This window comes from Dolichospermum planctonicum (genome assembly GCF_005402965.1).
Classification (GTDB): domain Bacteria; phylum Cyanobacteriota; class Cyanobacteriia; order Cyanobacteriales; family Nostocaceae; genus Dolichospermum; species Dolichospermum planctonicum.
Genome location: NZ_BJCF01000005.1, coordinates 116747 through 129608, shown reverse-complemented (window position 1 = coordinate 129608; position 12862 = coordinate 116747). Strand labels below are relative to the sequence as shown.

The following is a 12862-nucleotide window of genomic DNA, read 5'->3' as shown; positions in this document are numbered from 1 at the left end:
ATGGGTAATGGGTAATGGGTAATAATTAATTAATGACCAATAACTAATTGCAAATACTCATGACGAAAATAACGCAAAGTGCTAAAAACTGGATTTGGTGCAGACTGTCCTAAACCACATAAACTAGTATTTTTTACCATATCGCTAAGTTCTTCGAGTAAATCTAAATCAGCCAGTGAACCTTCTCCCTTGGTAATCTTCGTTAATAAACCGTATAATTGCACAGTACCAACGCGACAAGGAATACACTTACCACAGGATTCATCCATGCAAAATTCCATAAAAAAGCGAGCGACATCTACCATATTGGTGGTTTGATCCATAACAATCATCCCCCCAGAACCCATGATTGAACCCAAGGCCGTTAAGGATTCATAATCTACAGGTGTAGCAAAAGCAGAAGCCGGAATACATCCCCCTGAAGGACCACCAGTTTGTACAGCTTTAGCAATACCATGATCAGGAACACCTCCTCCCATGTCTTCAACAATTTCCTGTAAAGATGTCCCCATTGGTACTTCTATTAAACCCGTGTTACGGATTTTGCCGGCTAAGGCAAATACCTTAGTACCCTTGCTTTTATTAATACCAATACTAGCAAACCACTCTGCACCTTTGCGGATAATGGGCGCGATATTGGCAAAGGTTTCCACATTATTAATTAAAGTGGGATAGCCCCATAAACCGGACTCAGCAGGGTAAGGAGGACGGGGATGAGGGACACCACGTTTACCCTCAATAGAAGCCATTAAAGCCGTTTCCTCACCGCAGACATAAGCCCCAGCCCCAATGCGGATTTCCACTTTAAAATCGAAGGGAGAGTCAAATATTTGCGAACCTAAAAATCCCAAGTGTTGGGCTTGACGAATGGCAATTTCTAGCCGTTTAATAGCCAGAGGATATTCGGCTCTAACATAAATATAGCCTTGATTTGCCCCAATGGCGTAGGCAGCGATCGCCATTCCTTCCAAAACTCGATGGGGATCACTTTCCAATACACTCCTATCCATAAATGCACCGGGATCACCCTCATCAGCATTACAAATAACAAACTTTTTCTCAGTATGGGATTTGGCCACGGTCCCCCATTTTAAACCAGTGGGATAACCAGCGCCCCCTCGCCCCCGTAAACCGCTTTTGGTGATAGTTTCTACCACCTCCGTGGGCTTCATTTCCCGCAGCACTTGGTAAAGGGCTTGATAACCCTTAGCCCCAATGTAAGCTTGAATCCGTTCGGGGTCAATTTTACCACTATTTTCTAGGACTATGGGCAATTGGCGACTAAAAAACGGCTGGTTTAAATCACCTGTTTGTAAATTTGTCACTTCTCCATTCAACCCGCGAATAATTTCTAGAGCATTTACCGGGGTGACTTTTTCATACAACTTTGATTCTACAGGATTTGCCCAATTTTCCACCTGTACCAAGGGTCCTTGACAACAAAGACGCATACAACCCACACCCGTAACTTGCACAGTATCCTGTAAATTCTCGGCTTTGATAACTGCTTCTAAATTGTCTTTAACAGCTTGGGAATCAGAAGACAGACAAGCCGCAGCAGTACAACAGCGAATTTCTAGAGATTTTCGCTCAGAAAGTTCTTTTTCGGCAATTTCTAATAATTCATTTAGTTCCATTGTGCCACCATGCTCCCACTTTTTCGCACACTGACTCTGGGGTTTGATTACCTAAAACCACACCATCCAGGACTACCGCTGGTGCAACTCCACAAGCCCCTAAACACCTAGCTGTCATTAAGGAAATTTGACCATCTATGGTAGTTTCTCCCGGGTGAATTTGCGTCAGTTGTTCCACTTGTGTTAAAATCTTTTGAGAGTTTTTAACATAACAAGCTGTACCCGTGCAAACCACACAGTTATGAACTCCTTTTGGTGCCAGGGAAAACAAATGATAGAAAGTAGCTACTCCATAAACCTGACTGGGTGGTAATTTCAGGCTATGGGAAATATAAAGCAATAGATCCGTTTCCAAATAACCAAATAGTTCAGAAGCACGATGCAGAATTTCAATGAGTGCATCTTGTTGATATTGATGACGCTTAATAGTAGCATCTAATATCTTTAAACGCTTATCCCCGACAGGAGATGAAACAGCAGTTCTCATATCTAATTAACAGCTTGATCAGACAAAATTCATCCTTTCATTCACCAACACCAAAATTATACCAAAACAATGCGATAGCGAGCTTTATTTGCTACCACCCTATCCATGGCTGCATTAATTTGGGAAATTGGTATAGTTTCAATCATTGGTTTTATTTGGTGAATGGCGGCAAATTCCAGCATTTCTTTCATAAAACGCCTTCCACCTACTACACTCCCAGCGATCGCTTTTTGACCAAATACTAAGGGTAAAAGCGGAATATTTAGGGTAGAAACCGGCAGCCCCACCAAACATAAAACACCGTTATTTGCTAGTAAACCAAAGGCTTTGTTCCAGTCAATTTCCGAGGAAACCGTACATAAAAGTAAGTCTAAAGTCCCACTCGCTGCTTTAATTTCAGTATTTTTCCAATTATAGAAATAATGCGCCCCAAATTCTTTGGCTTCAGCTTCTTTATCAGATGATGTAGAAAAAGCTGTCACTTCTGCCCCCATAGCCTCCGCAAATTTAATGGCTAGATGTCCTAACCCACCAATTCCCAGCACTCCCACCTTAGCCCCCGGATATTTGATGTAGGTGCGTAATGGTGTATAAACCGTAATTCCAGCACATAATAAAGGAGCAGCACTGGCGGAATCTAGATTATCTGGGATTTTATAGGCAAAATCGGCGCAAGCTCGTAATTTATTGGCAAAACCGCCATTATTTCCGACAATTAATCCTTTATAACCCTGACGACAAATGTTTTCTTCTCCCCGCAAACAAGCGTCACAGACTCGACAAGAATTACTAATCCAACCAAAACCCAGGCGATCGCCAATTTTTATACCACTTACCTCCGCACCAATTTGAGTAACATTTCCTACTACTTCATGACCTGCTACCAGGGGAAATTTACTCACATTCCAGTCATTATCTCTCATGTGAATATCAGTATGACACAGACCATTATGGGTAACTGCGATTTCCACATCATTGTTACCTAAAGGCGCTGGTTCGTATTCCCAGGGTTGTAGCTTTTCCCCTGGTTTTAAAGATGCGTAGGCTTGGAACTTTAATTCTACCATTTTCATCATCCTTTTGAAAAGCAAATAAGAGTAATTACTGATTACTTACTACTTCTTCCTCTTCTATTTTAGCACTTACAGGCAAATGTACAATCTGCACTGAACAGGGGGCATGATGTAAAACATAGTTACTTTGACTACCGAGAAAAAACTCCGCCAGTCCAGAACGTCCCCGTCTTCCCATAATAATTAGATCAGCATTCCAAGTTTTAGCCAATTCACAAATCATTCTTCCCGGATTACCACTATTTTGAGTAAATTCCGTATTAACACCTGCTGTATTGGCTTGGTTACTAAATGACTGTAACATCTGCAAACCTTCATTTTTAAATTTTTCCCAGTGTTCTTGGTATAATTTAAAAGTTTCCTCATTCCACCCAGGATAATAGTCAATATTTGGGAAAATCAGGGCTTCAGGACTACCATCTTCTTCATGTGATAACACGTGCAAAAGCATCAAATCAGCGGATGTTAACTTTGCTAAACATAGTGCTTGATTAAATACTTCTATACCTATTTCCGAACGATCTAACGCTGCCAAAATTCGTTTAAACATATTCACCTCAATATTAAATTGCTCATCAATGATAATGACTATAATCAGCTTTTTAGGTTAATTTTTAGTAAAAATCACCTTAATTTTTACCATTAATTTTATCCCCAAAGAATTTAAAAAACTTCTGAGGATAGATTTTTAGGTGTTGTAAATTGTTACTGAATTATTAAAGACGTTATGAAATTATGAACTGTAAAGACTTTCTATATAAACTTCTTAAAGAAATCATTTTAGTAAAGTCTCTACAGGATTTTTTTCAGGTCTAATATTCACTCTATACACAAAATAGCAAAATTCCATCCTATTTTAGATAGATTCACAAAAATTAAAATTTATTTCTCAGTAGCAATAATGTGTAAATCTATATGTTTGTCCCCGATTAACTCCAATAATCGTTCTGTAAAAGAGCGTTTAAAAAATCTTTTCCATCGTGGCTGCCGACTTTCACCAATAACTATCTGGGTGATATGATTAATTGTAGCAACTTCAGCGATCGCTTTAGGAACATTGTAGCTCTTAACATGAAAAAATTCACCAGCAAATTCTCGGCACATTTTCTCACAGGTATCAATATGTAAACTTTCTTCTTTACTGAGGAAACGGTCAGGATCTGCAATAAATAAGGTATAAAATCTGGCGTTCATATAATTTGCCAATCGCGCTCCACGCCGTAATAATTGAATCGAATTTGGATAAGTAGATACACATACTAAAACTCGTTCATGGACATTGCGAACTTGTGGGGAAGAAATAGAGGTATTTGCTTCTTCTTCAACAGTATCAGCAACTTCTCTTAATGCTAATTCCCGTAAAGCAATGAGGTTACGACGCTGAAAAAAGTTTTCTAAAGATTGCTGAATTTTATCAGCAGCATAAATTTTACCTTCCCGCAGCCGCTCTTCTAGAGTTTCTGGAGTAACATCAATCACAACGACAGCATCAGCTTCATCTAAGAGAATATCGGGAATACGTTCTCGCACTACAACCCCCGTAATTCTAGCTACCAAATCATTCAAACTTTCCAAATGTTGAATATTGACAGTAGAATAAACATCTATACCCGCAGCTAAAATCAATTCTACATCTTGATAGCGTTTTTCTCTAGGTGAACCTGGTATATTTGTATGCGCTAATTCATCAACTAAAACCAATTGGGGAGAACGGGTTAAAATTGCTTCTGTGTCCATTTCCAGAAGGTTGATATTTTTGTGAATATTCGCTTTTTTAGGAATTACCTCCAGACCTTCTGCTTTTATAGCCGTTTCTTTGCGTCCGTGAGTTTCTAAAACGCCAATAACAACATCAATACCCTCTTGTTTAAGTTGATGTCCTTCCTCTAGCATTCTGTATGTTTTCCCCACACCAGGGGCCATACCAATAAATATTTTATGTTTTCCCCGTCGAGAAGGTAAAATATTGTAACTGTTAGGAGGTAGACTAGAAGGTGGATACATAAATTAAATTCAATAGTGATAATCAATAGTGATAATTTTCCCTTTTTGTACATTTTTACATATCCATAAAAATAATAATTTTCGTAAAGATTCTCAAGTGTGTATATTAAAATATGAGAGACTATAAAAAATTTTGATTTAAGATTTGGGTTATCAACCCCGTCTTCCCTAAGACGGCTTTTAGTATCATCATATTTTGTGGGAGATTAATCAACCACACCGGGATAAGTCCCCAAAAATTCAAGTGTAGTATCGAGGTTGGCTTTCAGAATATGGAAACATTAGAATTCATCATTTATCCAGACGGTCGAGTCCAAGAAAAAGTCACCGGTATTATCGGTGTCTCTTGTGCTGAAGTCACAGCAGCTATAGAAGCCCAGCTAGGAAGAGTGTTGAGTCATGAGCCAACTTCTGAGTTTTTTGCCACCAACAACACAGAAAATACTGTGACGAATACGCAAACTGTCCACAGCCAATGGTAAATTATCCAACCAATTAATTTTTTTTGATTACAAACCACTATGTCACACTTTAGCCAAATCAAGACACAAATCCGCAATCTCGAATCCTTGCAAGATGCCCTTTCCGCCTTGGGAATAGACTGGAAACCAGGACCTAGTGAAGTGCGCGGTTATCGTGGTCAAACTCAGTCCGCAGAAGTAACAATTGAGCAGGAAAATGGTTATGATATCGGTTTTAGATGGAATGGTCAAGAATACGAATTAGTTGCAGATTTACAATATTGGCAGCAAAATCTATCTGTAGATGGGTTTTTGCGTCAAGTTACCCAAGGTTATGCTTATCAAACGGTAGTTAAAGAAACTACTAAAGTAGGCTTCCAAGTAGCTGAACAACAACAAAATGAAGATGGTTCTATCCGTCTAGTAGTACAACGCTGGAGTACGTAATGCTTGAGTTCCTGCCGTCACGAGAAGAACAAGAAGATCACCGTTCTGGCTTAGAACCAGAACTGGGGAGTTTTTGGCAAGATATTCCTGAACGTTCCGGTTTAGAACCGGAATTAGGCGGTGTGGTTCGGCAGAAAGGCGTTTATGTAGATGAAATTACTTGTATTGGCTGTAAACATTGCGCTCATGTTGCCCGTAATACTTTCTTCATTGAAGAAGATTATGGGCGATCACGTGTAATTCGTCAAGATGCGGACACAGAAGAGATAATTCAAGAAGCAATAGATACCTGCCCTGTTGATTGTATCCACTGGGTTGACTATACTGAACTGAAAAATCTAGAAGCCGACAGAAAATATCAAGTAATTCCTATCGCTGGTTATCCAGTACAACATGGTGTAGCCACGACAGAAAAACGCCGGAGGAAACAAAAGTTACAAAAATCCAGTCCTTAAATTACCCACAATTTCCGTAATTACGCCAAACAGCACAAAAGTAGGTGTAATTCATCAATTACTCCTACTCAAAAATAGGTTTTATCGCTAGTATACGTCGGTTATTAGTCAAATCTTCCCTAAGTAAGTTCTATTTTTCAAATATAATAAACATAAGAAAAAATATATTAAATAATAAATAAAACTTATGAATTGAAAAAATCTTTTTTTTCGGTTGAAGCCCATTGACTTTTTTCTCTGGAAGTGATATTTTTATAATGGGACTGTATCCCTAAATTAAAATTTTGCTCACACTCGATTATTATTAATATCAATATACTACCACAATTAACCCCGTCTTAACACCTCTCAATTTGTAAGCGACTTTTAAAAAAATTATTAAATTCTAAAAATAAATAATTTAAACTTATCAAGTATTGGAAAATATGCAGAAGAGAGATTTAACAAAGTAATGATACATTCTCGTTGCAGTTATAATGGTTATTATGGTTATAATCTCACTTAGTTGCAGGGATAAGAAATTAAACACGAATAAACTCGGAAACTGCTGTATTTTGGCTGAGAATGACAACAAAGCGGTTGTATAAGTCTGAAAATAAAAGAGTATTCTCTAAAGTTGCACACTTCTACAAGCAAGAGAACTGTTTCCCTAGAAACAGTAAATTATTAGTTAGGTTAGTTAGAATTTATGGAAATCGTGGAAATTATCAAAATCTCCCTCACTACATCTTAACCAGTGCTTAATTACCTTATGGATTGATATTTACCATTGAATTTGGCTAGTTTTTGTATCCTATTAGACTGTTATAATTTCTTAGTTCTTACTTAACTAAAGGTTATCAATTGAGTAATTGTATTATTAGAAGTTATCTTGGGTATGCAATGGCGTGCCACTATCATGCAGATGAATTGGATTAGTTTACTAAAAGCGCAACAAACTGACTTCTTAAACCGTGTGAAAAAACCAAAAACGGCGGATCTTTCTCTTTTAGAAAGTCGAGTTAAAGGTTATCACAGTGAAGTAATGGCATTTGCGGGGGATTCATTAACAAAGATTCTCGAATGTTCCCGTCAGCAAGCCGAAATTCTCGCCAAAAATCCGCCACCGATACCACCTGAATACCCTGAATACCCTGATTGGATAATTCCCTTTCCTACCTATTTTCAACGTCAAGCTGAGGATTATCTGGTTCGTGAACAAATTGTAGATCGGATGATAACAGCACGGTTAGGAAAATTGGTGAAAAAAGTGCCACAAGACACTTTAGAAAATATGGTTTTAGATGATGAGGGAAATTTACATAATCAAAGTAAATTTACTTATTTATTGGCTCATAACCCAAAGGTGAGTATTCAAATTCATGTAGCAGATGGAGAAAGTTTTAACAGTATCAAAAAAGATAAAATCCGTTGGTCTGTTAGTCAAGAAGATATTAATAACCACCAGGTATTAATTTTTTTGTGCTTGTTTTATCCAGGAAATACACAATTAGGATACAAAAAACAAACTGTGATTACTGGGTTTTTACCGGCAAATCAACTAGAATTTCCAGAATCAAAGACTTATTTAAATCCTAGTAGTTTGTTGTATGCAGGGGGATTAAATTGGTATTTACAATCTCTTGGTGAAAAACAAGATGATGTACCAATAACTGACGAGAAAACCGTAGTGGAGACAATTCAAACCTTACCATCAGATCATCCAAAAAAGAAAATTATTGGTGATTGGGAATACTGGCAAACATTGAAAGGACATACTAGAGGTATTAACTGTTTAGCTTATGCTATCAAAACTTTGGTAGTTAAAGAAGTCAGGTGTAAAAACGTCAAAACCATCCCGATTTTAGCTAGTGGTAGCAGGGGAGAAACAAAATTATGGGATTTAGCCAAAGGTGAATTAATTGAGACATTATCAGAATATCCTTGGGTGGTTTCTGACTTAGTAGATGAAGTTAATGCTTTGGCTTTTAGTACCGACGGACAAACATTAGCGACTGTAGGTGCAGATTCCACCGTGAAAATTTGGCATACTGGGGCGTTAGACCTCATTGATATCCTGCATAAACATCGTGGAGATGTGCGTTGCGTGGCGTTTACACCCGATGGTAAAATGTTAGCAACAAGTGGCCATGATCGCAAGATCTTATTTTGGAATTTGCGCGATCGCCAAGTCGAAAATACGCTATATTTAGATGATACAGCAGCCCATTCCATGGTGTTAAGTCAAGATGGCAGAATTTTAATTACGGGTAGCTATCGCAAAATCAAAGTGTGGGAAACATCCTCAGCACAAAATCAGAAAAATTCCCAAGATACACAACCAATATACACCCTGATGGGTCATTCTCACATTGTTAGTTCCTTAGCTATTAGTGCTGATGCTAAATTTTTAGTCAGTGGTAGTCAAGATCAAACTATTCGAGTTTGGAATTTAGCTACTGGAGAATTAGTTCACACTCTCAAAGGACATCGAGATAGTGTTAATGCAGTTGCTTTAAGTCCAGACGCACAAATTATTGCTAGTGGTAGTGCTGATAAAACCATCAAATTGTGGCATTTACAATCTGGAGAATTATTAGGGACATTTACAGGTCATACTCACACAGTGACAGCTTTATCATTTACTGATTCCGGTGAAATGTTAGTCAGTGGAAGTTTGGATAAAACAATTAAAATTTGGCAGCGGAGTTAAGTTAAAACTATGATTGTGTCTACAAGTTTGTACCATTTTAACAATTGGTACAAATTTTGTACCAATAACTACTGTATTTGCTGCCTTTTTCGTAATTTTAATTGAGTACAGTTACCGAACTGGTAAGTTACTCTCACCCGATTTTTTATCAATACATATATTTGAACATTATCGTTGATAATATAACTATGCTTTCTAGTTACCAATTATGACTATAGCCACTGAACGCCAGATTACACTAGAAGATTTTGTCAAGTTACCAGAAACTAAACCAGCATCAGAATTTATTAACGGGGAAATCCTGCAAAAACCTATGCCACAAGGTGAACACAGCTTAATTCAGACTACTTTTATTGAAGTTGTCAATGGACTCACTAGAACTCAAAAAATTGCCATAGCCTTCCCAGAACTACGTTGTACTTTTGGTGGTAGTACCATTGTGCCTGATATTGCCGTGTTCCGGTGGGAGAGAATTCCCAAAACTGAATCTGGGAGAATTGCTAACCGTTTTGAAATTCATCCTGACTGGGTAATAGAGATTCTTTCTCCTGAACAACCACAGAAAAAAGTCTTAACTAAATTATTGCATTGTTCCCGCCATGGAACTGAATTAGGTTGGTTATTAAACCCAGAAGAAGAAAGTGTATTGGCTGTCTTTCCTGGACAAAAAATAGAAATATATGAAAGTGACGATAAATTACCAGTTCTAGAAAATATAAATTTAGAATTAACGGTTCAAGAGATTTTTGGTTGGTTGAGTTTTAATTCATAATTATCAAAGGCGGGAAAATCCCGCCTGAATATTAAAACTGTTGTAAAAAGCGTAAATCGCTATTATACAAACGACGAATATCATCAATTTGATGTAACACCATTGCAAAACGTTCTACACCAAAACCCGCTGCAAATCCACTATAAACTTCAGGATCATAACCTACAGATTTCAAAACATTGGGGTCAACCATACCGCAACCCATAACTTCTAACCAACGTCCTTTCCATTGTAAATCTACTTCGGCTGAAGGTTCAGTAAAAGGGAAATAACTGGCGCGAAAACGAATTGGTAAATCGCCAAATATTGATTGTAAAAATATCTTGACAGTTCCTTTCAGGTCTGTAAAAGTCAGTCCTTCATCTATGGCTAAAAGTTCAATTTGATGGAAAACTGCTGAGTGGGTCGCATCTACATCATCTCTACGATATACTCGACCTGGGGCAACAACTCGAATGGGTGGTTCTTCCTTTTCCATGTAGCGAATTTGCACCGATGAAGTATGAGTTCGCAGTAAATTACCATCTGGTAAATAAAAGGTATCCTGCATATCGCGGGCTGGATGATCTGGGGGGGTGTTCAGAGCTTCAAAATTGTAGTAATCTGTTTCCATTTCTGATCCTTGGGCAACGGTGTAACCCATGCCGACAAAGATATCTAGGGTTTGGTCAATAATGCCATTGAGGGGATGAATCCGACCTTGGGGACGGTAAATACCAGGCATGGTGACATCTATGGTTTCAGCCTCTAGCTGTGCCTGAATTTGCGCCGCTTCTAAAAATGTGCGTTGTTGGTCAAGGCTGTTTTGAATAGCTTCTTTAACAATATTAGCGATCGCCCCAATTTTAGGACGTTCCTCCGCGCTCATTTGCCCCATACTTCGTAATAACGCCCCCAATTGCCCCTTTTTACCCAAATAGTTAACTCTGAGTTCTTCTAGGCGTTCTAGGGTATCAGCAGAGGCGATCGCTGTTTCCCCTTCCTGCCGTAATGCTAAAAGTTGATCCTCTAAATTGTTAGTCATTAGTTATTAGTCATTGGTGATTAGTCATTAGTCTATAGTAGGGAACAGGTGACAGGGAAGAGGTGACAGGTAACAGGAAACAGGGAAGAGGTAATATTTTTTACTATCCGCTATCCGCTATCACCTGCCACCTATCTGCTATCACCTATCTGCTATCACCTGTCACCTGTCACCTATCACCTGTCACCTATCAACTGACATAATGAAATTACTAATTAGCAACGATGATGGAATTTCTGCTTTGGGTATTCGTACCTTAGCCAACACCTTAGCAGCAGCGGGTCATGAAGTGACAGTAGTTTGTCCAGATCGAGAGAGGTCGGCAACAGGTCATGGATTAACCTTACTGCAACCAATCCGCGCCGAAATAGTAGAATCTGTTTTTGATCCTGATATTAAAGCTTGGGCTTGTGATGGCACGCCTTCAGATTGTGTAAAATTGGCATTATGGGCTTTATTAGATTCTCCACCCGACTTAGTGCTATCTGGAATTAACCAAGGCGCAAATTTAGGGACAGAAATTCTCTACTCTGGGACTGTTTCGGCCGCAATGGAAGGAGTAATTGAAGGTATTCCTAGTGTTGCGTTTAGTTTAACCAGTCATACTCATAAAGACTTTCAACCAGCGGCTAAATTTGCGGAAGTCCTAGTCGCCAAAATTGCCGCCCAACCACTACCAGAATCAATGTTACTTAATGTTAATGTTCCTCCTATATCCTGGGAAGAAATTGCTGGTGTTACCCTGACCAGACAATGTGTCAGACGCTACGTGGATGTTTTTAATAAGCGAACTGATCCCAGAGGTAAAACTTACTACTGGTTAACCGGAGAGGTGATAGAAAATGTAGAACCACCCCTAGAGTTAAATTTACCAAACCACATCCCTCTTGATATTCATGCCATTGAAAAGAATTATATCAGCATTACGCCTTTACAGTATAATCTGACCTATGGCTATGGACTGACTCAGCTATCTACATGGGAATTTAACCCCTAACTTTACACATATTTGATATTTGTTAGAAACACATTTTCAAAAATTAAATGTGTATTTCCTAGAACCTTTGTAGAGACGTGACCCTAAAATGTCATTTTTACCGATTTCAGGTTTATTTTAGTGCAAAGATTGGCATGGGGATAAAGTATTGGGTATTTTATGGGTATTTTAATAAAAATCTAAACTCAAACTAAATCCCGGTAAGATATCTTCTCCTAATAATTTTGTAGGTAGATTTCGTAGTTCTACATCTTTTCCTGAACGATAAATTTCTACTTCTTGTTGTTGAGGATTTATTAACCATGCCAGTTTTACTCCTGCATCCATATATTCTTGCATTTTCTGATGCAGAGTTTTTAAATCGTCTGTTGCTGACCTTAATTCAATCACAAAATCTGGTGCAATGGGGGGAAATTTGCGTTTTTCTTCGGGAGTGAGTGCTTCCCAACGTTCTTTTTTAATCCAAGCTACATCGGGAGAGCGATCGCCACCATTTGGTAATTTAAATATAGTAGAAGAACTAAAGGTGTAACCTAGTCCTGTTTGCCGATTCCAAACACCTAAATCAATAATCAAATCAGCCTCTCGATTACCGCTTTCTCCCCCCACTGGTGGCATAATAATTAATTCTCCCCTAGCTGTCCGTTCAAGTTTTAAATCGCCGTTTTTTTGACATAGTTGATAAAACTGTTCATCGGTAAAATTAACTGTGTTTAAATTTAGTTTTAAAGCACTCATAACCATACAAATAACCTGGTTAGTGACTGTAATCCTCATATTTGCCAGATCCCCAACTTTATGAGGAAGTCGGGG

13 protein-coding genes are annotated in these 12862 nt (G+C 38.3%); 6 read left to right on the top strand and 7 right to left on the bottom strand.

Features of this window, described 5'->3' with window-relative positions:
- Positions 1-29 precede the first annotated feature (29 nt).
- The 5 genes from FFO06_RS04120 to FFO06_RS04100 all read right to left on the bottom strand — a co-directional run bounded on the left by FFO06_RS04120 (position 30) and on the right by FFO06_RS04100 (position 5201).
- On the bottom strand, positions 30-1637 hold the full coding sequence (locus tag FFO06_RS04120) for a NuoF family protein (protein ID WP_137906882.1): 1608 nt from the start codon (positions 1635-1637) through the stop codon (positions 30-32).
- Complete coding sequence (gene hoxE / locus FFO06_RS04115) at positions 1624-2124, bottom strand: bidirectional hydrogenase complex protein HoxE (RefSeq protein ID WP_137906881.1); 501 nt, start codon at positions 2122-2124, stop codon at positions 1624-1626. Before hoxE ends, FFO06_RS04120 begins: the two co-directional genes overlap by 14 nt.
- Before the next feature lie 56 nt (positions 2125-2180).
- Positions 2181-3191, bottom strand: coding sequence for an NAD(P)-dependent alcohol dehydrogenase (locus FFO06_RS04110; protein WP_137906914.1), 1011 nt, complete (start codon positions 3189-3191; stop codon positions 2181-2183).
- Positions 3192-3225: 34 nt separating this feature from the next.
- Positions 3226-3747 carry a universal stress protein gene (locus FFO06_RS04105; protein WP_137906880.1) on the bottom strand — a complete coding sequence of 174 codons (522 nt, stop codon included), beginning with the start codon at positions 3745-3747 and terminating at the stop codon, positions 3226-3228.
- Positions 3748-4079: 332 nt separating this feature from the next.
- Positions 4080-5201, bottom strand: a complete 1122-nt coding sequence (locus FFO06_RS04100) for a sensor protein KdpD (RefSeq protein WP_137906879.1) — start codon at positions 5199-5201, stop codon at positions 4080-4082.
- A gap of 272 nt (positions 5202-5473) precedes the next feature.
- On the opposite strand from FFO06_RS04100, the gene FFO06_RS04095 reads away from it, so the two are divergent.
- The 5 genes from FFO06_RS04095 (at position 5474) to FFO06_RS04075 (ending at position 10028) form a co-directional block, all read left to right on the top strand.
- Positions 5474-5683, top strand: a complete 210-nt coding sequence (locus FFO06_RS04095; RefSeq protein ID WP_028085004.1) for a DUF2997 domain-containing protein — start codon at positions 5474-5476, stop codon at positions 5681-5683.
- A gap of 39 nt (positions 5684-5722) precedes the next feature.
- On the top strand, positions 5723-6109 hold the full coding sequence (locus tag FFO06_RS04090; RefSeq protein WP_137906878.1) for a DUF1257 domain-containing protein: 387 nt from the start codon (positions 5723-5725) through the stop codon (positions 6107-6109).
- Positions 6109-6564 carry a ferredoxin gene (locus FFO06_RS04085; protein ID WP_137906877.1) on the top strand — a complete coding sequence of 152 codons (456 nt, stop codon included), beginning with the start codon at positions 6109-6111 and terminating at the stop codon, positions 6562-6564. The genes FFO06_RS04090 and FFO06_RS04085 overlap by 1 nt, the downstream gene beginning before the upstream one ends.
- 898 nt (positions 6565-7462) lie before the next feature.
- Positions 7463-9256: a WD40 repeat domain-containing protein gene (locus tag FFO06_RS04080; protein WP_137906913.1), complete on the top strand. Its 1794-nt coding sequence runs from the start codon at positions 7463-7465 to the stop codon at positions 9254-9256.
- A 208-nt stretch (positions 9257-9464) separates the two neighbouring features.
- Positions 9465-10028: a Uma2 family endonuclease gene (locus tag FFO06_RS04075; RefSeq protein WP_137906876.1), complete on the top strand. Its 564-nt coding sequence runs from the start codon at positions 9465-9467 to the stop codon at positions 10026-10028.
- Between the two features lie 31 nt (positions 10029-10059).
- Here FFO06_RS04075 and pheS read toward each other — a convergent pair whose 3' ends face one another.
- On the bottom strand, positions 10060-11052 hold the full coding sequence (pheS, locus tag FFO06_RS04070) for a phenylalanine--tRNA ligase subunit alpha (RefSeq protein WP_137906875.1): 993 nt from the start codon (positions 11050-11052) through the stop codon (positions 10060-10062).
- Between the two features lie 202 nt (positions 11053-11254).
- Between pheS and surE the strand changes: the two genes are divergently transcribed.
- Positions 11255-12049 carry a 5'/3'-nucleotidase SurE gene (surE, locus tag FFO06_RS04065; protein ID WP_137906874.1) on the top strand — a complete coding sequence of 265 codons (795 nt, stop codon included), beginning with the start codon at positions 11255-11257 and terminating at the stop codon, positions 12047-12049.
- 168 nt (positions 12050-12217) lie between these two features.
- Here the strand turns inward: surE and FFO06_RS04060 are convergent, their stop codons facing one another.
- Complete coding sequence (locus tag FFO06_RS04060) at positions 12218-12793, bottom strand: Uma2 family endonuclease (RefSeq protein WP_137906873.1); 576 nt, start codon at positions 12791-12793, stop codon at positions 12218-12220.
- Positions 12794-12862 lie beyond the last annotated feature (69 nt).